Below are 23424 nucleotides of genomic sequence, written 5' to 3' on the forward strand. Positions count from 1 at the left end.
AGGGCCGTTCTTAACAATATCCGTGGAGCGAGATCGGCCTCAGCCTCGTCGGGACCTGTACGGCTTCGGACAATCCTGCAACGGCTCGGACCGGTATTCATCAAGATCGGACAGTACCTATCGCTGCGACCAGATTTCTTGCCGCAGGAGTATTGTGACGAGCTTCTGCACCTCGTCGACAATGTCGAACCCGTACCTTGGCCGTCGATCAGAAGTATCCTCACCGAAGAATTCCAGCGCTCGCCGGATCAGGTTTTTGCGTGGATTGATCCTCGGCCAGTTGCCGCCGGCTCGCTGTCCCAAGTGCACCGCGCGCGCACCTTCGAGGGCGACGAGGTGGCGGTCAAAGTACAGCGCCCCGATGTCACCATACGGGTAGTTCGCGATTTGAAGCGAATGAGACGCGCTCTACGCATCGTGCCAGCGGTGGGCAGCCTCGCCGCTGTCGATCGAAAAGCCCTTGCAGGCGAGATCGAGCGCTGGCTAATGGAGGAACTCGACTTCGCGCGCGAACTCGGAAATACCCTTGCGTTGTATGAGACGGCCAACTTTCGCAATGAGTTTCGCGTGCCGCGGCCCGTCGAAGCACTTTGCGGTCGGCGGGTGCTGACGCAGGAGTTCTTGCGCGGTGTGCCTTGCAGCGAATTGATTCGCCTGGTTGGTCAGGGGCGTGAAGATCAAATTGAAACCCTTGGAATCGACCGGATCGCGTTTTCACGAAACCTGATCCGCGCGATGCTCTATCAAGTCTTCTCCGCGCCTGTGTTTCATGCCGATCCGCATCCCGGAAATCTGATTGTGCTCAGCAATGACGTGGTCGGCTTCGTCGATTTTGGCATTGCCGACCGGCTCGACGAACGCCTCCGCAACAATCAGTTGCGCTATGTGTCGGCGGTGTTCTCTGGCGATACCGAAGTTATTCTTAAGGCGATGAGCGATATGCTCGTCTTTGAAAGCGCCGACGGTCTTGATGTCTTCCGCGCCGATTTCCTTGAGGGCATGCGACGCTGGCGGCGCGACCGGGATCTTCCCGGCGAGCGGCAGCGATCGCCACTGGCGATCTACCTGATACAGATGATGCAATCAGCGCGCCGGAATCGTGCGCACGTGCCCGTCGAGATCCTCTCCATGTACCGCGCTCTGCTCGCCGCAGAGTCGATCGCATTCATCTTGAGCAACGACGAAGTCGGGCTCCGGCAGGAAGCCCGTACGTTTTTCACTCAACTTCAATTTGAAGCTATGTTCGAGCAATTTTCCCCGCACCGGCTGCAGATGCTAAGTGCCAGCTTCGTCACGCTGTTGCGCGAGACCCCGGGCCAACTCTCCCGGTTGTTGTCCGACCTTGCCGACGATCGCTTCGTGCTTCGCACCCAGACCAGCGAAGCCCCAGAGGAAAGGCGTGCCTCCAACGCCAGAACGCGCCTGCTCGTCGCGGCTATTCTGTTCGTGGGTGGTGCAATAATCTTCAGTGGCTTGCCGGATCAAATCGTTGGGCCGTGGACGCTGCGCACGCTCGGTGCGGTCATGCTTTGCGGGTGGTTTGCGGCCATCGTGTATATGTGGGCTCGGCTGCGATGAACAGCGAACCTGTTTCCGAATTTGCGAGAGGCATCGTTGCTCTTATAAGCAACTCATCCCAAATCTTGGGGCCCATGCCTTGCGCGAACCCCCGGGATACCGAGGATGACGCGCGGCTTGTGCAGTTGCGACAGACCGTATGGCGTTTGCGCCGCGCCTACGATAATGCAACTGGTGGCGAAGGTGGCGGCGTGCTTGCGGGGGTCATCTCTCGCCTCTCGGACGGAATCGGCTCGGCCAGCCGAGGATTTCCGCTTTGGATCAACCTGATCGAGACCCTTGCTCAGGACGCCGAGCAGCGCTTCGGATCGCGGCCGGGACTCGGCGCTTACAAGGCAGAGCAGGTCAAGGCGGCGATCAACTACCTCTTGTCGCGCAACCCTTCGTTCCTGGCGCTCCAGTTCGATCCTGCCCTTATTTCGGCAACCATCGATCTAACAATCGATTTCGTGGTGATGCTGCTCAATCGCGAGGGTTTGTGGGTCGGCCGAGAGGTAGCGAAGCCAGAACCGACCTGGACGAGTAGACTATGGCGCTGGATCTTGAAACGAGCGCTGGTAGTTTTCGAGGCAATTCATCGATGGCTTGAGCCGCCGGCGCAACTTTCGCCCGCAATGCTCGCGAGCGTTAACAAGATCCTCGCCGTTCCTGCCGCCGATCCTTTTATCCTTGTGACGAAGGCCGCGGAGTTCGTCTCGTTTGTATCTGCGCATCGGCACGAGGTGGCGTCCATTTCCGAAATCGTATCGACGGCCTGTTCCGAAGCCGAACATTTCACAGAGATGAGCGGCGCCGAGAAGCAGGCCTATGCGTGCGACCTCATCCTCGTTCTGTTCGAGGAGGAGTACGGCATGCGGCTGACCGGCGCGGAGCGCGACATTTTTTCGTTTGTTGCCGCTCGCCTGACGGATGCGGTCGTCCACATTTTTAACAAACACGGCGTGTTTGACCATGCGCCGGCGGCGGCCCCTTGATGATTTCGTTGCCGGGGATTTCGCGCCCTGCACAATCGGAAGCGCTGCCTGCAGCGGCATTTCTGCTTTATCGACTGGCCTTCCTGTTGCTGCGCGGAATTCACCTTTGCGCCCAATTGCTGCTGCTGCTATGGCATCCGCGCGGGCAGCGGATTGCACGCACCGCCGTCATCCTGCGGGCGTTTCTCGAATCTATGGGTTTTACATACATCAAGTTCGGCCAGTTCCTTGCATTCCGCTTCGACCTTTTGCCTCAGATCGTTTGCGATGAACTCGGCCGCTTGTTCGACGATGCGCGGCCATTGGCGTTCGAGACCGTGCGCCGCGTGGTGGAGGCGGAACTACGCGCGCCGCTCGCCGCGTGCTTTGCGAGCTTCGATCGCGCGCCGCTCGCGGCGGCCTCACTGGCGCAGGTCCATCATGCGGTCTCGCTCGACGGTGAGCGCCTCGCCATCAAGATACAGCGCCCGGAGGCCCGATCGGCGTTGGAAGCAGACATCCGTATCGGCCGCGTATTTGCCTGGCTGATCGACTGCTTCGGCCTGCTCGGCGTACTATCAGCGGCGGAGTTCCTGCATGAGTTCGAGGACTTCACACGCCGGGAGACCGACTTCCTGATCGAGGCGCATGTCGCCACACGCCTTCGCCTTGAATGTATCCGGAATGAATACGTGCCTGCGGTACGCTGGGATCTCACGACGACATGCGTGTTGGCGGAGGAATATATCGAGGGAACGCGCCTTACGGATATCGTGGCAGAGGACGAGGGTTTACCGAAGGGCGCGACTGCCCCGGCAGACATCAAGCGTGATAAGGTCATCGCCACCATCGCCAAGGCGTGCCTCAAGCATGTCTTCGTCGATGGCTACTTTCACGCTGATCCGCATCCCGGCAACATTCTCGTGCGGCGGGATGGCAGCGTCGCGTTCGTCGATTTCGGGATTTTCGGAGAGTTGACGGAGAAGCAGCGGCGTCACTGCAGCGGATACATGCGCGGCCTCGCGTCAGGGGACTACGAGGATAGCTTCCATCACTACTACCGGCTGCTGATTCCGACGCCAGCGACCAACAAGGTTGCCTTCAAGCAGGAAATGATCCGCATGATGCGGGACTGGCGTACCACCTCGATGGCGGGCTACGGCGACCTCGTGGATCGCCATCTCGGGACATTGATGCTTCGCACTACTGGCTTGCTGCGCAAGTACAGTATTCGCATAGATACCGACCTGCTGTTGTTTTATCGCCTGCTCTATATCCTCGATTCGCTCGCGCTCAGTCTCGATCGGCAGGCTGACGTCGTTGGCTTGATCCGCGAGTTCTTTGAAGAGCACCGAAATAGTTTCCCGCGGTGTCCGGTGGCAGAGCCCGGTGCGCCTTCGGACGCAGCCGACGCGCTCTTGAGAGTTCTTGCGTGCGACAGGCCTACCATACTGTGGCGGACGGTGGGTCGGCAGTCAGACGCCTCCCGTAAGAAAAAAAGGCAGGTGCTGACGATAGCGCTCGCGATTGTGATGGTTAGCGTGTCAGTTCTGGCCCTTTCGCACTGACGGCTCTTGCTGCTATGGAGGGTAAAAGCGCATAAATTGATATCGCGTGGCGTCCACAATTGTCGTATATGTTTGTGATCGGCTCAACCCATGGGTGCTCTCATGAAGACAACGAGGCGCGGATCGAGGTCATCTGCCCGTTTGGAACAGGACGATATCCAGAGGCAGTCTGAAAATTTGACCGACAACGTTACACGGCTGACCCAGGCATGCGCGGCCTCGACGGCAGAAGTGGTCGCTGGATCGATACAGGTGTTCGCCAATCTCGCCTCAGATCTGGCGACGGCGGTGACGCGGCCAATGCGGACCCGGCGCGACGCAGATCACGAGATGGTTGCCGAGGTCAACGTGGTCGAATCCGCCAATCGCGCGATCCGCGATCTGGCAGATGTTGTCGGGCGCTCCCAGCAACAATTCTCTGATGCCTTTCGGCATGAGACTGCTGACGACATCGCGGATCGTGCCGACAGCGCGACGCAATCCCGTTCGCCCGACAATACTCCGTGATGTTCACCCCTGCGGCAATGCAAGGCTAGAGCCGAGCAGAGAGCGCTTGATCTTGCCGCTGGACGTACGGGGCAATTCGCCACTGCGCAACAGGATGACTTTCTTGGCGGCCATCTTAAAGGCCGAGACAACAGCCTGTCGCGCGGCAACGACCAAGGCATCATTGTCCACCGAATTCGGCGCCTCGATGAAAATCGCAAAACTTTCTCGCCCGTCCGGTTGGTCGAAAATCGGAACCACCGCTACGGTATCGTCGCGAAGGCCGCATGCGGCTGCGATCGAGCGTTCGACATCCGTCGGTGCAAAGCTCTGGCCACCGTACTTGATGAGTTCCTTAGTGCGACCGACGATGAACAACTCATCATTTATCATGACCGCAAGATCTCCCGTAGCTATCCAGCCCCCCTTGTACGGGGGAAGAGGCTCGCCACTGTGATCGATGACGGCGCTTGCCGTCGAGGTGCCGCGGATGAAAAGATCGCCGCAATCAGATGAGACGATCGCGCCGTCTTGAATGCGACCGATCATCACCTCGGTCCCCTCGACCGGACCACCATTCCCAACACGCGTGACGCTGTCATCGCCGGCGCTGGCCCGCAGTTCAACCCTTGATTCGTGAAGCGCCGTTCGGGCGAAGTGCGCGACGCTCCAGGGTTGACCGGGGCGCCGCAGGGTGACCGCGACTGCGTTTTCCGCGAGGCCATAGCAGGGCTGCAGCACGTGGTCCCGTAGCCGCGCAGCCGAAAATGCGCTCTGGAAATCCGAACTCAGATCAGGTGGGACCATCTCAGAACCGGTCATGGCAAGACGGAGCGAGGATAGATCGAGCGATGTGACCCGGTCCGGATTGACCTTGCCCTTCGCTGCAAGCAGCGCGAAGGCGCTCGGCGGACCGAGCGTGAGCGTACAGCGGTGGAGCGATATCGACTCCGCCCAACTCAGCGGATTGCGAACGAAGCCGAACGGCAAAGCCAGCGTCATCGAGGCGCCGACATACAAAGTAGTGAGCAGGCCGCCCACCAGCCCCATGTCGTGATAGAGCGGCAGCCAGGAATACAGGCGATCGTTGGCGGAAGCCTCTATTCGCTCGAGGATAGCTCTGACGTTGCTGATCAGCCTGTCCTCACTGATCACAATTGCCTTCGGTGCCGACGTGGTACCGGAAGAAAACTGGATCAGTTTCGGCGCGTCGGCGTCAGATTGAGGCGGAAGTTCGGATTCTGTACCGACCAACTCGTCCAAGCAGATCCATCGCTCGATTCCGGACCTCGCAACGAGCGACTGATAGGTGTCGATGGCATCCTTCGGCAGCAACACGCAACTGGGCATCCCCGCCCGCAAAGATGCGATGATAGCGTCAAACTGGTGCGAACCCGACTTTAGGCCCGGACGATGCGCGATCGGCAGCAGCGCCGCTCCGATGGCGAAAAGCGCGTTGACCACCACGATTACCGGTAGGCTGCTGGTCATGACGACGGCCACGCGATCGCCTGCGCGTACCCCCGCATCTGTAAGCGCACAGGCGGTGCCTCCAGCAAGAGCGGCAAGTCGTGAATAATCGAGATCCTCGCTTTCGCTACCACCGCGCATGAGGCGAATCGCCGGACCCGTCCTCAGCCGGGCATGGTGACGCAGAGCCGCCGTGAACGTAGCGTCGCGCCAGACACGAGGTTCGGGGATCATCGCTGCTCGCCTCCCAGGCGGTGCATGAGTTTGAAGCGCGTGGCTAGACGCGCCGAATACAGGTCTCGCATGACGTCGGAAGCGCCCGCGAATATTGTTAGGACGCGGGCGTCGCAAAGCACGCCTTCGATCCAGGCGCGATCCTTCACGTCCGTAAGATGACGCGCACAACATTCGATCGCAGCAGTCGCTGCGCCGCAGACGGCGAATTTGGCGAGCCAACAGTCCATCATCGCTTGCTCGCCTCGGCACAATGCGTCAGCCACCTCGCCACATAACTCGCGGCAGGCCCGCATGTGCGCCGCCCTCAGTGCAAGTTCACCCTGTGCGGACTCGCCTGTCCGCTTGGCGGTTTCGCTGAGGCACGACAGCGCCAAGGCGACCGAGCCGACCGCGATCAACAGCCGCTCCTCCGAAATGGCGTCGTTGAAATAAGCATAGCCGTGATGAACGAGGCCGACCGTGAAGTGTTTCGGCACCCGGCATTGTTCGAAGCGAAGCCGGCCCGTAGGCGAGATATGATTTCCAAGCTTGGACTGGTGCTCGACCACAGCGAAACCGGGCGTGTTGGTCGGCACTGCGATCATCGTCATGCTCATGGGACCTGGATCGATCTTGGTCCGGGCGAGCACGAAGACAACGTCCGCGATCGGGCCGTTCGTGATAAAGATCTTCTCACCACTGACGATCCAGTGATCGCCGTCATCCTCTGCGACGGTTCTTAGCGTCCGGACCATTGTGGAACTCCCGCCCGGTTCGGTGATCGCGAGACTTGGAATCATTTTTCCAGCGATGATCCTCGGCAGCAAATATTCCCGCAATTCCGTCGTCGCATAGCGGACGAGCAGTGGAGAGATCGTGTTTGCGGGCATCATCAGACTGACGGCGATACTGCCCATGCGCCAATCCATCAGCGCCTCGAGCAAAGCCAGGTTGTAGCGGAGATCTAGCCCAGCACCGCCCATTGCGCGCGGCACGACTAAACCCAGATAGCCGGCCGAACCGAAGTCCTCGAACATGCTGCGCGACACCGTTCCGGCCTCGTGCCATTCGTTAAGTTGCGGCGCAATCCGGCGTGCAATAAAGTCAGAAACTTGGCGCTTGAAGTCGTCTATGTCGCCGGATTGGGACGGGTTCCGCGGACGCGAGTGGCTTTCCCAATTGGCACCGCGTCCAAGCACGAGATGCAGCGACCTTGTCTCCCGGTAGATGCGGCATATCCACTGGTCGGCCATATATCCCAAGCCGCCGAACAACTGCAGACAACTATCGACAATCTGCTGTGCTTGTTCGGCAACCAACATCGCCAGCGCGCGCACCGCAGCTCCATCAAATCCATGAGCGGGCTCGCTACCCCGCCAAGTACGGTTGGTGAACGCCCGCAAGATGCTGGCTTGCGCGGAGAGGTCAGCCAGGCGATGGCGCACCACCTGATGTTCGATGAGCCCGCGTTCGACCGCGAACTTGCCGGTCGTGAGCACCGCCTCGTCCACCTGCGTCACCACTGCGGTACAGGCGGCCAGAACAAACTCGACTTCGCTCGCGAGATAGGCTGCATCGGCTGCGCCGCCAAACAGAAGTACCCCTTGGCGGAGGTTGCAGTTGTCGAAACGCAGGCGCGCCAGCTGAGCATCGGACAAACCGAGGGAGCTGATCGGCTCAACGGACAGACCGGGATGTCTGCGTTCGATCAAGGCGAGCTTTGCATCGTCGCGACCGTTGGGCAAAAGTACGAGGAAAGCGTCAGCGGTCGCGGCGCCGACCATGACATCGCAAACCCCACTGACCAAATCGCCGCGCCAACTCAGGGCGTGACGGCCGTTCGACATCGCACAGCCGTGATGGTGTCTATCGAGGCTGTCGTGACAGAGGCTGTCAAGCACGCGCGCCGATGCGCAATTGGCCAACTCGACGAATGCATGCGTCAGACCCCGACTGCGACCGAGATCGGAAGCCGCATGGGAGGCCTCACTTGAGCCGCTTAACCGTGTACCCATGCGGGTGAAGAACCCCGGGTCCAGCTTCCCGTCGCCTACACGGAGAATCGAAGTCTCCGAACTAGCCATTGGGAATAGGCATTGTCGAAACACCATCGTCTTTGAGCTTCTGCTCTATCAAGTGCATAAACTCACCTAGACTGCAATCGGCATCGAGTTGATCACTCAGATCGGACATGTCGAAGGGCCTCATCGCCCGCCGCTCGATGGCAATCACGATTTCGGCAACTTGCATCGAATCCAAGCCGATGTCCGCCAGGACGACGTCATCCTTCAAGATCGCTTCCGAAACTCCTATCTGCTGAGCTATCATCTTGCGCAGCTCCAGTCGTAATTCCGACATCTTCAATCGCTCCTCGCAGCGCTACAATTGCGACTAGGCTCCATTCACCTTGTAGATCGGGAAATAGCCGCGGATGCGGCCGGCTGCGAAATCCTCGGCGAGCTGTGGAATCCGCGCCCAGTCGTAGACGTCGTCGCCAACCGGAAGGATTTCCCCGGCAGCCTCCGCGTCGGCGATCGCCGCGTCTCCCCCCTCGTAAGACGAGCCATGGGTGAAGATGTGGATATGTCTGCCTATGCATTCCGTCGGGCGCCTGAACTGCATGTCGGTGCCGCCCTCCCATCCGACAGTCGTGAGCACACCATAGCGGGCCAGCGCCTTCAGCGTTGCGCGCAGTACCGGCGTGCCGATATTGTCGATGAAGATCGAGACGCGTTGTCCATCCGTAAGCTGACGCACTTTTCGGAGAAAGGCCACTTCCGCGGCAGCATAAGCGGTGCGGTAGTCGATGTCGGCACCGTGGCGCGCGGCGTCGAACGAAAGCTCTAGAAACTCGCGACGATCGACGGGAGTAATTCCGAGCGCAGAGATCTGTCGGAGTCTTTCACTGTTCGAGGCAATCATCGCGACCCTGCAACCGGCGCGCTTCGCCAGAAGCAACTCGGCGAGCGCGACCCCGCCGCCCCATCCCCAGACATGCGGTGTCGGCGCAATCCCATTCGTCCACTGGCTGCGCCAACAGGCCCAGGTCACTCGCCAGTTGTCCCAAGCGGTCGCGTAGCGTACGGAGGTGCCTGCCCATTGCAGCAAGCTGTAACGGGTTTCACGCGGCAATGGGATCAGCTGATCCTCACGCAATTTCGTCCGCTTTGCGAGAAGGCCGACGCTACCCCGATTGTCGTAGCCGTAAACCTCAATCGGATAGCCTTGTGAATCAGGTTTGCCAATTGGTATCACGACGCAAACGTCGCCCGGGCGACAGCGCGTAACGTTCTTACCGGTTTCGACCACCCGGACCACGCCCGCATTGCCGAGCACGATCCGTCGTTCCATACGCAGGCGGCACACATCGACGGGGTTACGTGTCATTGCATGTGTCATGTTGCCTTCCCAAGTGCCGTACAACGGTTCTGCAAGCACTTCGGTATCGTCAGGTTCTGAAAATGAAAATTGCTCGAGCACCAATTGTCCTGGCTGCCGCGATCCGTCTCCCTGATGGAGAACCCACGCCTCCGTCTCGATCATTGGTCTAGAAACTCCCGTCAATAGGCTCAAAACGCCGCGTATCAGCAATCAACGCGGCAACTTCGACGGGCTGATGCCGAACGAAATAATGTCCGCCGCTCTTTAAGACTGCAAGTTTGACGGAATCGGTAAACTGCGCCCAATGCTTGACACGCTTGCGATAACCGTTAACCAACGGATCGGCGTCGCCCACTAAGCAAAATATCGACGCATTGAGTTTCCGATTGATGGACCGTTCGTTTAGCCGGCGATAGTAATCGAATGTCGCAAGCGCATCGCGGCGGAAGCTCGCGACCACGAATTTTGTAGCCTCCGGATCAAGCGTCTCGTCAATGCCGCCGAGTATCTTGAGGAACGCTTGCAGCGCGTCGTCCGACATCCCTTCGAGGCGATTCATGTAGCGCCGCTCCTCTGCGCCGTTACTGCTAAACGGCACCACCGCGCCGGCAAAAACCGTCGTCACGTTGCGACCTGCGCTCTCAAGCTGGCGGGCGATCTCAAGCGCTAGAACAGTGCCGCCGCAATGTCCGTAAATCTCGATTGGCCCGGTGACCCGGTGTTCAACCTCATGCACGCAAGCCCGCGCGATGTCTTCGATGTCGGCGGTCGATGATTGCACGTCGCCATAGTCCTGGCCCATAATGTCCAGGGCAAAAACCGTGAAACTTGCCGGCAGCGCATCCGCCATCGCCTTGTACATGATGGCGTTGCCGCCAGCGTAAGGTACGCAGACAAGGGTCCGGTTGGCTATGGGGTCGGATGTGATGCTGGTGCGTAAATTCTGGAGCAACGCGGGTCCGCCTGCGGCGAAGGTCTCAGCGGCTTCGATCGCATGCACAGTGCGCTCGATGGTAGGCTCCTCGACCAGACGACGAAGTTGGATCTGTACGTGGAGCCGTTCGCGAATGCGTGCGGCAAGACGGACAGCCGTCAGCGAGTCGCCGCCAAGTTCGAAGAAGTTGTCGTGAATGCCTATTTGTTCGAAGCCGAGCAGTTCCTGCCAGATTTCGGAGACGATCCTCTCGTTCTCGTTGCGCGGTGCGACGAAAGGCGTCTGCAATTGGGGACGCCGCACCGGTACCGCGGCGCGGGGCGACGGTTGCTGAGGCGAAGCAATTTGCGCAGCTATTCGCGCGATCGGCGCCTCGCGCGAGACCACCCATTGCGGCTCGGCTGGCACCGAGAGTACATGTTGAATCAGTGCGAGGCCTTCTGTGGAAGAAATTCCGCGGTCGCTAAGCATCCTTTCGAGGTTCTTGCGGTGCGATTCGTTGGTTGTTGCATCAACCGCTTCAGAGTCCATCCAGTAGGTCCAATTGATAGATGACCATAAGGCTCCAGTTCGCGCTCGTTCGCGACGCGCGAAGGCATCGATGAATTGATTGGCCGCCGCATAAGCGGCATTGCCGAGACCCCCGAAGACCGCGGCGAGCGACGAAGCGAGCAGGCAGAATCGCGGTGGATCAGGCCGCAGCGCGTCCGCCAACGCCACGGTGCCGTCTACCTTGGCGCGAAAATTGCGGGCAAGAATTTCAGGCGTTGTGTCAGCGGCGAGCTCAAAGCTCTGACGCTCGATGGCACCGGCGAGATGAAAGACGCCGTCTAGTTTGATGCCGCGTTCACGCAATCGACGAATGAGGCTCGTCACTGCCTCACGATCACCAACATCGGTGGATTCCACCTCTACTACACCGCCACCCGCCTCTATCTGCCGTATGCGATGCATCTGCTGGGAGATGATGTCGCGGTCGTCATGCTCCGCGATCCAGGCGTCCCATTGGGGTCGGTCCGGTAGGCCGGTGCGACCGACGAGGATCAGTCTGCATTTAAAGCCATGAAAGAGATGTTCGGCGAGGGAAAGCCCAATACGGCCGAGGCCGCCCAAAATGAGATAGACGCCGCCTTCGCGGTAAGGACAGTAGTTTGTTTCGAGCGCCGGTGGCGCGGGCTCGTAATCCTCGATCCAGCGGCCCGGACCACGATAGGCGACCGCGGGGTCGAGTAGCGGCGAGGTGATTTCGGCGATCAGCTGCTCGACTAAGGCGCCCGGCACGGTCCTGGCCTCCGGCAGCGCGATGTCGATAGTCTGCACCTTGATGTGGGGAGTTTCGCGCGGCACGACCTTGGACAGAGGAAGGAGGGTTGTTTTTCCCGGAGCAACCCGGCCATCCATCAGGACGTCCTGCGTTTCGGTAGTAATGATGGATAGCCGGACAGGGTTACCCGAACCATGTCGGTCCAGCGCCGCAAGCAGAGTGAGCAGTGGCGGAAGCGCTGACCAGTCGCCATCATTTGCCGCCGGCGCGATCGACCAGCAATAGGCGATACGATCGGGAAATTGGCCGCGTTCGGCGAGCGCTCCCATTAGCTGTGAATAGTGCTCGCCATTCGACGGGTCGATCAGCCATCGGCCGTCGTCGGGCTCTGCTGATGTGGGACGGCCTGGATATACAAGGGTGACGTTAGATCCAATTGATTGAAGCCGCTCGGCCAAGGCGCCACCAAGCCCGGCTTCGTCCGCGAACAGAAGCCAGCGATCGCGTCTCGGTTCGGTCGCACGCGCCAGCGACACCGCTCGCCACCTCGGCACATGCAACCAGCCCGCAGTCCCCTCCCGCGCGGACCCGATCGCTGACGGCGTTTCGGATTCGATTTGCGGTTCTGCCCAGTGGCGCGTTCGTTCGAATGAATAAGTAGGCAGCGGCACGCGCCGCCTCAATTTCGATTGCGAAAATTTCAACCAGTCTACCTCGACGCCGCTGGTCCATAGACGTCCCAAGGTTTCGAGCAAATGAGCATTGGACGGAACGCGCCCGGCGACATGGCGCATCGACGGCAACGCGACCTGCGTTTCGTTGAAGCCGGGCTGCGCGCGCATCATCGAACAAAGATGATCGCTCGGGCCAATTTCAATGAATGCTTGCCCGGGCATTTCGAGCAGCTTGCTGGCGGCATCCGTGAACCGAACTGACTTTCGAACGTGCGAAGTCCAGAAATCCGGACTGGTCGCCTGTTCGTCTTCAATCCAAGTTCCTGTCACGGTCGATAGGTACGGCTTGTCGGGCGCGCGCAGACGGCATCCTGCGACAAAGCTATGGAAGCGGTGAAGGATTGGCTCGACCAATGGTGAGTGCGCGGCTGCCGCGATCGGGGAGAGGAGGCATGCGATACCGTCTTGCTTCAACTGACGCTCGAGCGCCCGCACTGAGGTAGCCGGCCCGGAGACGAGACTTTGCCGGGGTGTATTCGCCGCTGCGACCACGAGTCCATCGTGCAGGCGGGATGCAATTTCGACCTCGCCCGCCTGCACGAGCATCATGCCACCACCCTCAATTTCGTCGAGCAGGCGGCCGCGGTAAGCGGTGATCTTCAGCAGCGTCTCCAGATCGAAGACGCCGCTATAATGTGCGGCCAAATACTCGCCGGTACTGTAGCCAACGACCGTGTCCGGAATCACGCCCCAACTCTTCCAAAGCGTGGCGAGCGCATACTCCAGCGTGACAAGCACCGGCAAGCCCACGGCGCCGCGGTCGAATGCGGTTTGCATCGTGGCGCCCGCAACGCCTTCACCTTCCGGCCGCATCAACGCTGAGAGGTCGATTCCGATTTCAGGTCTCAGAATTGCCGCACACGTATCAACAGCTGTCCGAAAAACTGGCTCAGCCGAATAGATTGCCGCGATCGACTCACCGCGGGCGGCACCCGCTCCCGCGAACATGAAGATCGGTGGTCGCTTGCGCTCACCGGCGTGGCCGTCGAACACGCGCTGGCCTTCCATCGTGCGCAGCCGTCGGGAAGCATCATCGAAACTGTCGCTAACGATGCAGCGCCGTTCGCGCATTTCGCTTCGGCCTGTCTGTAGGGTGAAGGCGGTATCTGGGAATTGCTCGGCAGGAGCGGCCGCAAAGTGGGCGGCCATAGAGTCGGACAGCCGACCCAGCGCAGCGGGATTCCGAGCGGAAAAAATCAGGAGCTGGTGAGGTCGGTCACGAGCCGGTGCCGGCGGCAATGGTGCCTCCTCCATGCAAACGTGTGCGTTAGTGCCGCCGACGCCGAAGGCACTCACTCCGGCACGACGCGGTGTTGTTCCGATGTTCCATGGGGTCAGCCGATTGTTGACGTAGAAAGGGCTCGCCTCCAGGCCCAGGCGAGGATTCGACTGCGCAAAGTGCAGCGTCGCCGGAATTTCCTTGTGATGCAATGCAAGCGCTGCCTTGATCAGACCGGTCACGCCCGCAGCGGCGACTAAATGCCCGATATTAGTCTTGACGGCGCCGAGCGCGCAGGCGTTGCGCCCGTCGTGACCCGTGAAGGCTCGCTTCAGTGCTGCGATTTCGATGGCGTCGCCAAGCGCGGTGCCGGTGCCGTGGGTTTCGATGAAACCGATCGTGGAAGGATCGAAGCCGGCCATCCTCTGTGCTTCGGCGATGACCTCTGCTTGGCCGTCCACGCTCGGTGCCATGAAGCCGACTTTCGCCGCGCCGTCGTTATTGAGGGCGTGTCCGCGAATCACAGCGTAGATGTGATCGCCATCCTTCCTGGCATCCGCGAGGCGCTTAAGCGCTACGACTCCGACACCGCTTCCAAACACGCAACCGTCGGCACGGGCGTCAAAAGCGCGGCAATGGCCGTCCGACGACAACCCGCCATTGGTCTCCTCATAGAGGTAGCCGGAATGATGTGGCACAACGACCGCCACGCCACCTGCAAGCGCAATTTCGCAGTTGTAGTCGGCCAGCTGCTGGCAAGCTACGATGATTGCCACCAGCGATGTGGAGCAAGCATTGCTGACGTTTAGACTCGGGCCTGTAAGCCCGAGCTTGTATGACACGCGCGTTGCGACATAATCTTTGTCGTTTCCGGTGAATATCTCGATACGGCGCACGAGGGTCGACACGTCGCCGTCAAGCTCGAGATTCTTCAGAAGATAAGAGCTCATGTTCGCGCCAGCGTAGACGCCGATTCGCGCCGTAGTTCGTCGGCAATCGTAACCAGCGCTCTCGAGCGCAGCCCATGCCTCTTCTAGGAACAGTCGGTGTTGCGGGTCGATGAGCGCGGCCTCGCGCGCACTATAACCAAAGAATTCCGCGTCGAAGCAGTCGTAGTCATCTACCACCGGTGCGACTCGCACATAGTTTGGTAGGCAGAGCAACGCTTCAGCGACTCCCGCCTCACGCAATTCGTCCACGCTGAACGAACGAATTCCTTCGCGCCCCTCCCGCAGCATGGACCAAAGGGCATCAACCGAACGGGCTCCGGGGAAGCGCCCTGCCATGCCGATGATGGCGATTCCCTCATCTGCCTCAAGGGATTCGTCGACTGGCTTCATTGCGGCGTTTCCTCGTGCGTTTCGCGTCGGCGAATCCTTGCCGCGCGGCGTTGTGCAACCCTCCGCTCCATCTTGGAGAGTTGCATTGGTCGCTCGCGCTCGTCGGCTCCATACATGCCCGCCGTCATGGCCGCGACGGTCGGATGTGCAAATAGATCGACAATAGCAATGTCGCGCGAAAGTCGCGCGGCGAGCGCTTGCTGCAGTTGAACCATCAGCAGAGAATCCCCGCCAAGATCGAAGAAGTTGTCGTTCAAGCCTACGTCATCTCGATTTAGCACCTTGCGCCAAATTTCAGCGACGAGGTCTTCGGCTTCCGTAAAGTGGCGCTGCGCCTCCCGTCGAGCCTTGCTTTTGGCAGGCACGTGCAAGGCGGAACGGTCGAGCTTTCCGTTCGCCGTCAGCGGAAGATGCTCGAGAACTACGATGTCTCTGGGAACCATGTAAGGCGGCAGGTGACGAGAGAGATAACTCTGTAGTGAGGCTGCGCCGAGGCATTCCCTAGCCGTGTCATATGCGATCCGTTGCTCGGCTACCGAAGGCGGCTCTGCGCGGGCCAAGATCAGATCGAGCCCGAAATCGTTTGCCAAGTCTTCGCTATCTCGACCAGTCGCGATCTCACTAAAGCCAGCCTCCAGAAGTTCGGCGATCCAGCGCTTAAGCGGCAGGAACGGACGATCCTCACCGTCCACGACGTTCAGGCCCTCGATCAATCCGACCGTGACCAAATGCGCGCGCGTGTTGCGAGTTGCCTCGATCAGTAGCAGTACGCCTCGTGGCGCCAGCAGCGGCCGGAGACGAGCGAGCGCCGCGGCGGGTTCCTCGGCGTTGTGCATTACGTTGGCGGCGACGATCAGATCGAAGCTGTAGGGCTGCAGTCCCTGGACCAATGGATCCCGTAACGCGTCGACGACTCCGTATTCGACGAAACCGAATTGCCAAAACTTGCGTTTGACAACGTCGCGGAAGAACGGCGTGACGTCGGTAAATAGATACTGCGTTCGGCCCTTAGGAAGCATCGGCAGCAGCGACATTGTCGTCGAACCGACCCCGCCGCCAAGTTCGAGTATGCGAATCGGGCCAGTAGTTCCGGCGACGAGATCCTGGATGGCTCTTGCCGCCTGGGCATTAAGGAGCCGTGCAATAGGATTGTGTTCGTACAGCGCTTCCGCGAAACGCCAATTACCACCCGGGAAGAGCATGGCGATAGGATTGATATCGCCGCGCACCAGCGCGTCTAGGTGACGGCGACAGTTGGTGAAGTATTCGATGAGTGGATTGTCTGGCAGGTTAATATCAGCGAAGGGATCAGCGGCTTCTTTCCTGACCGGCGTGGCGCAGCGGTATCGCCCACCATCGCACGTTAGCAGCCCGTCCTCGGTCAGACACCGCAGCCAGCGCGCAAGCAGGCCGTGGAACTTTTGATGCACCCTGCCGAGGGTCACGATCTCCTCGAGCGTCCGTCTTTCTCCAGCGGCGCTGAACAAGCCAAGGGCGTGTAAGGCTTCGAAGATGGCATCAGTGCTTTCGCGCTCGAGCGCATGTGTTTCGCGCAGGAAGGGCGCAAGCGACGGCGCGAGTTCAACGTGCATTTGACGAACTTCAGCCGAGAGTAGCGGAAAATCGCGCCAGGGCGCTGACCTCACATCCAGCGACAGCAGGACGGATGGTTGTTCTGGTACCACATACCCGATCAACGCGCGAGAGTTCGCGCCGCCCTCGGCGATGACAACGGCGTCGGCGACCAGTGGGTGCTCTCGCAAGGTTCGCTCGATCTCGCCAAGCTCGATCCTGTGGCCGCGAAGCTTCACTTGGAAGTCCCGCCGCCCAAGGAATTCCAAATATCCCTGCGGCAGAAAGCGAACTCTGTCGCCAGTGCGATAGAGCCGCTCACCTGTGTCCGGATGGTTGACGAACTGCTTGGCGGTCTTCTCGGGATCTTCCCAGTAGCCTTTAGCCAGCCCCAAGCCGCCAATATAGAGATCACCTTCGACCCATTCCGGGCAGGGCCGCATGCGTCCGTCGTAGACATGCATGCGTTGGTTAGCCATCGGGAAGCCGTAAGGAATGCTTCGCCACGTCGGATCGATGGCGTCGATCTCGTAGAAAATCGACCAGATCGATGCCTCCGTCGCGCCGCCGAGGCTCATCACCTGCGCGTGGGGCGCCAGCGACCGGATCGCATCCGGCACGTCGAGCGGAATAGAGTCTCCGCTCAGCATGACGAGTCGCAATGAGTGCTGGAGCGAACTGGTGTGACCACGAGTGTGCTCGATCAGCATTTGCATCAGCATTGGCACGGAATTCCAAATCGTCACGCGATGCTCACACATCAGCGAAAGCCAGTGCGCGGGATCGCGCAGCCGTGACGGATCGGGCAAAACGAGCGTGCCGCCGGCGGCCAGCACGCCGAACACGTCGTAGATGGCAAGATCAAACGAGAGGTTGCTTAGACCAAGCACGCAGTCAGCACTGCAGATCGAAAAACGACGGTTGATATCGGAAATTGTGTTGACGACGGCTCTGTGATCAATCATGACCCCTTTGGGTACCCCGGTCGATCCTGATGTGTAGATCACATAGGCGAGATCCTCCTGACTCGCCCGTGGTTGCGGCGGCGCATGCTCAGCCTCCAAACCATCATCGACTACGATTGTAACAATCCCTTCGGGCCACGCGATATTCGCCGAGTGAGCCTCAGTGAGGACTACACGCACGCGACCGATCGCGAGCATCGCCGCGATCCTAGCCTGTGGCAGCGTTGCGTCGATCGGCAGGAACGCAGCGCCGGCAAAGAGGGTGCCGAACACGCCGACCACTTGCTCCCAGCCCTTGACCATCACCACGGCAACGAGATCGCCCGGGCCAATATCTAACGAGCAAAGTCGCGCGGCAACCGCGTTCGCTCGCCGCCGTACAGTATCGTAAGAAAGCGTCGTCAAGGAGCTCACAACGGCGGTTTTGTCCGGGCTATGCGTAGCTTGGGCAAGGAAGCGATCCTGCAGCAAACCGCTGTCTTCCATCCTGGTCGTTGCATTGTAGTCCTTGCGCCGCCGGGCCTGCTCGTTCGGCAACTGGACCGGACATGGCGTTTTAAGTCCGCTCTCGCCGGTCGCGAGCCGTGATACGAATTCCGAATAGGCCGAGAACATCGCGTCGAGCAAACCCGGGGGAAACAACTTATCGACGGCGTCCCAGTTGAACAGCAGCGCGCCGCGTTCCTCAGTGATCTGATGATCGAGCCACACCTGCGGGGTTTGGCTGATTCCGAACACGCGTTCTCCGAGCCAGTCGGTGCCGAGGTCCGTGCCACCTGCTCGATTTTGCTGCGCGAGCAAGCTCGTAAAGACCACTGGCATACGAACGGGTTCGGTCGCGCTGGCCTGAAGTTCCCGCAACACGCGCACGCCTGAAAACAGGCGATGCTGCATATCGGCCCGCAAGCGTTGTTGCAACGCTTGGGCGCGCGCAAGGAACGTGTCTCCATCGGGCACCTGCAACAACAGCGTCGAGGTAAAATCGCCGACTACGCTCTCGACGTCTGGGACCACGGGCAGGCGATTGAATAACGTCATTGTCAGTGTGAATTCGTCCTGGCCGGTCCAGATTCGCAACATATCCGCGAAAGCAGCGCAGAGAAGCACCGAAGGGGTAAGCCCCGCCTCGCCAGCGCGCTGCTTCAGTTCTCGCCATTGTGCGGCCGGCAGCATTCCGATCCTGCGGTGAAAACGAGGATGCTCGATCTGTGCTGGAGAGCAGTCGAGCGCCAATGCCGGCGGAGGCGCAAGGTTGGGCACGCGATCCCGCCAGTATTGTTTCGCGGCAGCAAATTGCTCAGATCGTTCCAAATCCGCCGCCCGCGCAGCGTATTGGTCATAGCTTGCCCGTGCCGTTGGTAGCGGCATTTGGTGGTAGAGACTGTTCCATTCGTGCATCAATTGCACGATGCTGGCCGCATCGGCCACAATGAGATCAAGGCTCACATGTAGTCGCGCGCGGCCGTCGGGTAGCAACGTCGCCTGAATGTCGAACAGCGGCCATGAATACAGATCGTAAAGTTTGTGCGACATCGTGGAGCGCGTTGCCAGTAGAACCGCCTCGGCGGAAGCGATGCTGCAGTTCCGCAAGTCCGTGACAGCTATCTCGAATCTTTCCCTGCGTTTGCAAATCATCGCCGTCATATCCGACGCAAGAGTCGATTGCAGACAGATGTGCCGCTCGATCACCGCATTCCAACTGTCCGACAGGCGCGCGAGGTCCCACGGGCCGCCATCGAACTCGTAATAGAAGTGGCATCCAACATTGCCGATTTCAGAGACGAGGTGACGGCCGACGATATACGCACGTTGAATGTCGGATAACGGAAAGGTCACACGCTCGCACTGAAGCTTTTCCAAAATTTCCCGCTTGTGGCTACGCAACTGATCAATCAGATCCGGTGTCAAGGTGCCTGGCCTGGCGTGCACGACAATCTCGCCATTGTCGGCGGAAAGCACTGCGCCACGCCGACGGAGATCTGCGAGCAACTGTTCCGTCGTCATATGCGAATGCTTTCCCATTGCACGCCGTCGCGACGCGTCGGACCTTGTCTTTCGTCGGAGCGATGGATCGGCTTCGAAAGCTGCTCGGCTATGGCCCGGATAGTTGTAAGCTCGAAGATCATAGATTCGGGGATATCGAGGCCGGTTTTGGCCGCGATAGCGGCGGCGAACTCCAGCGCCATAAGCGAATCCATGCCTAGGCTTGTCAGCGGCTTGACCTTGTCGATGCTGTCAATCGGGAGCCGAGTTCGCGCCGCGACCCAGCCAATAAGCCAGGCCTCGAGATCCGCAGCAGACTCGACGTCAGCCGGCATCGCCATATCGCCGATGTTCGACGCTTCAATATGCACGGCAGAGTCTGTGCGCGCGAGCAACGGATCGATTGTCTGCCCGACGCCGGGCAGCGTTGGCTCGAAATCGCCGATGCCACTCGCGTACGAATCAATCGTTTCCTTGAGCATCGTGGACGGGAGTGCCATGTGGTCGGCCTCGGCAAGTGCCGCGCCGAATTCCCGACGCGCCCACGCGCATGCGAGGTCTGCAGAGGCGAACGCCGCACTCCGGGCCGCTGCCTCCAGGATACCGAAACCGATCGCCTTGCCCAGCGCTACGTGGCAATCGGCGCCCCGAGCGGCTGCCTGTCGCGCCGCCGTGGCGATTGCGGAAGCCCGTTCGGGCGCGCCGAGGTCTTCCGATATGAAGCGATAAAGACCCTCGGGCTCGTTCAGGGCGCGCGCGCCGAGAAATGCCGCCATTGCCTCCGTCGGCCCTTCGAAAATGCGGAACAGTCGCGCGTCTTCGAACAAGCCTGGCGCAAGGTTCGGATGGACATACCCTCGGCCGCCGAGGATCTGCACGAGATCGTCAGCCGCCCGCCAAAGCAGCTCCGGCGCCACCACCTTGACCGCTATGAACGCTTCTTGTGGTACCTCGCCACCCTCGTCCAGCATGGCGGCGAGGCGGCGAACCAGAGCCTCAAGCGCCGTGGTCGCAGCGACGAGCGACGTCAACCGCGCTCGGACGAACGCCTGGTCGATCAGTTTCGCGCCGCTAAACGCGCGACGATCAGCATAGCGCGCCATGAGCTGTGCGCACCGTTTCATCCCACCAATACTGAGGGCGCCGAGTCCCAGTCGGCCATGCATCATCGCATCTTGCGCAATCGCTATTCCCTGTCCGGGCTCACCGAGCAGACGATCCCTTTCGACAACGGCGCTCTCGACGATGACTTCACTCTGGACCATCCCTCGAACGCCGAGGGTGAGTGCCTCGGGGCCGAGTCGCAAACCCGGCGTGCCGTCGCTCAACATGAAACCGCTCATGCCGAGTTCACGGCCCGAGCGATCGAAGGAGCGAGCAAAGAAATGGATGCTGGCGGCCCAAGCGGCGGAGCCAACCCACCATTTGCGTCCGTTCAGCCGCCACCGGCCGTCTGCAAGTTCTTCGGCTGTTGCACTGACGAGGCGGGGGTTTGCGCCGGCGCCCGGCTCCGTCAGCGCGAAAGCACCGAGTTCACGGCCGCTCGCCAATAGCGGCAGAACTCGCTGCCGGACATTTTCGAGCGCATAGTTGAGCACCGGCCGTATCGCGAGCGCATTGTGTAACCCGACCATCGTCGCAAGCGTCAAGTCGATGGCAGCTAACTGCTCCAATACGCGCATCGTATCGGTCGTCGTCAATGCGATGCCCCCGAGCAACGGCGAGACTTGCAACCCAAACAGACCGCGGTTGCCAAAATCGAGCACGAGGTGCGGAGGAATGGTTCGACGTTCGCGCATCCAGACCGGATCGAAGCGCCTGTCCGCATAGTCACGCACCCATTGGATCAAGCCCTCTACTGTCGGGGCGTCCGCTGGCTTTGGATCGACGCGCGGTGAAACTTTGGAAAGTGATGTAGCTCGAATGGTCCTGGCGTCTACGGGGTTGCTGTTCATGAAGAGTTGCAATGCTTTCTGTCGCTGAATCTTTCCGTTCGAGCTTCGCGGCAATCTTCCCAATGGAACGATGGCGACGTTCGCGACTGTCAGTTCATGCGCTTCCGCTACTGCGTTTCGAACCGCCGCGAGGACATCCTGAGCCGGCGCCGCAGATGCGCGATGATCGATTTCGATGGCCACACCGAGTTGTCCACCGTCGGATGACGGTTCAACCGAATGGCCGAACACGACGGCCCTCCCCGGGCCGATCGCCGGATGTGAGGTTTCGACCGTACGCTCGATATCGTCGGGATAATGGTTCTTGCCGCGAATAATAATGAGGTCATCAGCACGGCCAACAATAAAAAGCGAATCATCCAAGAGAAACCCAAGATCGCCCGTTGCGAGAAAAGGTCCTCGACCGTCGGCAAGTCTTCGCTGAAATCGTTTGCCCGACGATTGCGGTTCGCCGTAATAGCCTCGTGCCACACTTGGGCCTCTGACCCAGATTTCGCCGATAAGATCCGGACCGACGCATACATCGGTATCGGGATTGACGATCGCCACGCTATGACCTCCAACAGGCTTGCCGCAGCCGACGAGGAGCACGCCTGACGCTGTCGACCGTGACACCTCCCGCACCCGCCGATTCGCGAGTTCACCAGGATCCAATGCCAACGTGCGCGGCTTCCGGCCCCCTGGACCGCCGCTTACCATCAACGTTGCCTCCGCGAGGCCGTAACATGGCAAGAAGGCGCCGGGGTTGAAGCCATAAGGCGCGAACGCTTTCGTGAATCGATCGAGCGTGTCTGCGCGAATGCGCTCGCTTCCGACAAACGCATTCTTCCAGTTCGACAGGTCGAGGCCGACACGTTGAGAGTCGGACACTGCGCGAACACAGTGTTCGAATGCGAAATTGGGGCCGCCCGCCGTCGTTGCGCGCTGCTCCGAAATGGCGTTCAGCCAGAGCGTCGGCTTTTGCACGAAAGTTGCCGGAGCCATAAGTGTACATGGAAATCCGGCGAAGATCGGCTGTAGGATTCCACCGACGAGGCCCATGTCGTGATAGGGCGGCAGCCAGACCACGCCCCGCGATTCTTGCGTGTGCCCAAACACGTCGCGGATCGCCGCGAGATTGTCCAAAAGATTGTCGTGTGTGATCGCGACCCCCTTCGGATGTCCGGTCGAGCCGGATGTGAATTGCAGATATGCTAGTGGGCCGCTTTCAGAATGCGAGGTCTTGATTCCGTGGGATTGATCTGTCTCGATCAGGTCGGTTGCGATGAGTTCGTTCACGACCAATCGGTGGCGAAGCCTCTCTACCTCGCGGTAAGTCGTCAGGATGCATCGCGACCCGGCGGTCTGGGCGATTGCCGAAACTCGCACGAAATCGGCCTCTCGTTTCGGGGGATACAGCGGAACGGGAATGACGCCGGCAACAAGGCAGGAAAAAAAAGCTGCGATGAACTCCAAGCCAGCCGGATGCAGCACTATGGCGGTGTCACCCGGCCGTATTCTTTCGCGAAGTAAAGCTCCGACCGTTGCGGAACGTCTATAGAGAGCACCGTAGGTCAAGCTCTCTGGCGTTGATTGCCGCGCCTGAATAAAGCGAAAGAGCTCGCCGTCTTCGTCATTTCTGACGTGTGCAGCAAGAATATCGAGAATATTTGCCCGCGCAGCCACTTGTTCTCCTGAACAATGACCATACGAAGTATATCATGGAAGGCGCATTGTTCAACCTAAAAGTGCTGATGCTGATATGAGCTCAGCGTACTTGCTAGGCAGAGAGGGCGCCACAAAGGCCTAGGCGAGAACCTTATGACT

The 23424-nt window shown here is 59.9% G+C and carries 11 protein-coding genes; 4 read left to right on the forward strand and 7 right to left on the reverse strand.

Annotated features, from left to right (window positions below; genetic code table 11):
* Window positions 1–138: 138 nt before the first annotated feature.
* The 4 genes from QX010_RS10550 to QX010_RS10565 all read left to right on the forward strand — a co-directional run bounded on the left by QX010_RS10550 (window position 139) and on the right by QX010_RS10565 (window position 4606).
* Window positions 139–1578, forward strand: a complete 1440-nt coding sequence (locus tag QX010_RS10550; RefSeq protein WP_316179296.1) for an AarF/ABC1/UbiB kinase family protein — start codon at window positions 139–141, stop codon at window positions 1576–1578.
* Window positions 1575–2552 carry a hypothetical protein gene (locus QX010_RS10555; RefSeq protein WP_316179297.1) on the forward strand — a complete coding sequence of 326 codons (978 nt, stop codon included), beginning with the start codon at window positions 1575–1577 and terminating at the stop codon, window positions 2550–2552. The genes QX010_RS10550 and QX010_RS10555 overlap by 4 nt, the downstream gene beginning before the upstream one ends.
* On the forward strand, window positions 2552–4099 hold the full coding sequence (locus QX010_RS10560; protein ID WP_316179299.1) for an ABC1 kinase family protein: 1548 nt from the start codon (window positions 2552–2554) through the stop codon (window positions 4097–4099). Before QX010_RS10555 ends, QX010_RS10560 begins: the two co-directional genes overlap by 1 nt.
* A gap of 177 nt (window positions 4100–4276) precedes the next feature.
* On the forward strand, window positions 4277–4606 hold the full coding sequence (locus tag QX010_RS10565; protein WP_316179301.1) for a hypothetical protein: 330 nt from the start codon (window positions 4277–4279) through the stop codon (window positions 4604–4606).
* A 3-nt stretch (window positions 4607–4609) separates the two neighbouring features.
* Here the strand turns inward: QX010_RS10565 and QX010_RS10570 are convergent, their stop codons facing one another.
* The 7 genes from QX010_RS10570 to QX010_RS10600 all read right to left on the reverse strand — a co-directional run bounded on the left by QX010_RS10570 (window position 4610) and on the right by QX010_RS10600 (window position 23283).
* Entirely contained in the window at window positions 4610–6289 is a 1680-nt protein-coding gene (locus QX010_RS10570) for an AMP-binding protein (RefSeq protein WP_316179302.1), read from the reverse strand.
* Window positions 6286–8118: an acyl-CoA dehydrogenase gene (locus tag QX010_RS10575; RefSeq protein WP_316179303.1), complete on the reverse strand. Its 1833-nt coding sequence runs from the start codon at window positions 8116–8118 to the stop codon at window positions 6286–6288. The genes QX010_RS10570 and QX010_RS10575 overlap by 4 nt, the downstream gene beginning before the upstream one ends.
* A gap of 229 nt (window positions 8119–8347) precedes the next feature.
* Window positions 8348–8629, reverse strand: a complete 282-nt coding sequence (locus QX010_RS10580) for an acyl carrier protein (protein WP_316179304.1) — start codon at window positions 8627–8629, stop codon at window positions 8348–8350.
* A 33-nt stretch (window positions 8630–8662) separates the two neighbouring features.
* Window positions 8663–9814 carry a zinc-binding dehydrogenase gene (locus QX010_RS10585; RefSeq protein WP_316179305.1) on the reverse strand — a complete coding sequence of 384 codons (1152 nt, stop codon included), beginning with the start codon at window positions 9812–9814 and terminating at the stop codon, window positions 8663–8665.
* Between the two features lie 4 nt (window positions 9815–9818).
* Complete coding sequence (locus tag QX010_RS10590) at window positions 9819–15143, reverse strand: SDR family oxidoreductase (protein ID WP_316179307.1); 5325 nt, start codon at window positions 15141–15143, stop codon at window positions 9819–9821.
* Entirely contained in the window at window positions 15140–19684 is a 4545-nt protein-coding gene (locus tag QX010_RS10595) for a non-ribosomal peptide synthetase (RefSeq protein ID WP_316179309.1), read from the reverse strand. Before QX010_RS10595 ends, QX010_RS10590 begins: the two co-directional genes overlap by 4 nt.
* The gene (locus QX010_RS10600; RefSeq protein WP_316179311.1) at window positions 19681–23283 is read right to left on the reverse strand and encodes an AMP-binding protein; all 3603 of its coding nucleotides are present in this window, start codon (window positions 23281–23283) and stop codon (window positions 19681–19683) included. The genes QX010_RS10595 and QX010_RS10600 overlap by 4 nt, the downstream gene beginning before the upstream one ends.
* Window positions 23284–23424: the final 141 nt, after the last annotated feature.

Origin of the sequence: Bradyrhizobium sp. SZCCHNRI1009 (genome assembly GCF_032487575.1) — a bacterium.
Lineage (GTDB): Bacteria > Pseudomonadota > Alphaproteobacteria > Rhizobiales > Xanthobacteraceae > Bradyrhizobium.

Bases quoted from the DNA above. Each gene is read 5' to 3' on its own strand.
- QX010_RS10555 (WP_316179297.1), top strand. From the start codon at position 1,575: ATGAACAGCGAACCTGTTTCCGAATTTGCGAGAGGCATCGTTGCTCTT.
- QX010_RS10560 (WP_316179299.1), top strand. From the start codon at position 2,552: ATGATTTCGTTGCCGGGGATTTCGCGCCCTGCACAATCGGAAGCGCTG.
- QX010_RS10570 (WP_316179302.1), bottom strand. From the start codon at position 6,289: ATGATCCCCGAACCTCGTGTCTGGCGCGACGCTACGTTCACGGCGGCT.
- QX010_RS10575 (WP_316179303.1), bottom strand. From the start codon at position 8,118: ATGTCGAACGGCCGTCACGCCCTGAGTTGGCGCGGCGATTTGGTCAGT.
- QX010_RS10580 (WP_316179304.1), bottom strand. From the start codon at position 8,629: ATGTCGGAATTACGACTGGAGCTGCGCAAGATGATAGCTCAGCAGATA.
- QX010_RS10585 (WP_316179305.1), bottom strand. From the start codon at position 9,814: ATGATCGAGACGGAGGCGTGGGTTCTCCATCAGGGAGACGGATCGCGG.
- QX010_RS10590 (WP_316179307.1), bottom strand. From the start codon at position 15,143: ATGAAGCCAGTCGACGAATCCCTTGAGGCAGATGAGGGAATCGCCATC.
- QX010_RS10595 (WP_316179309.1), bottom strand. From the start codon at position 19,684: ATGACGACGGAACAGTTGCTCGCAGATCTCCGTCGGCGTGGCGCAGTG.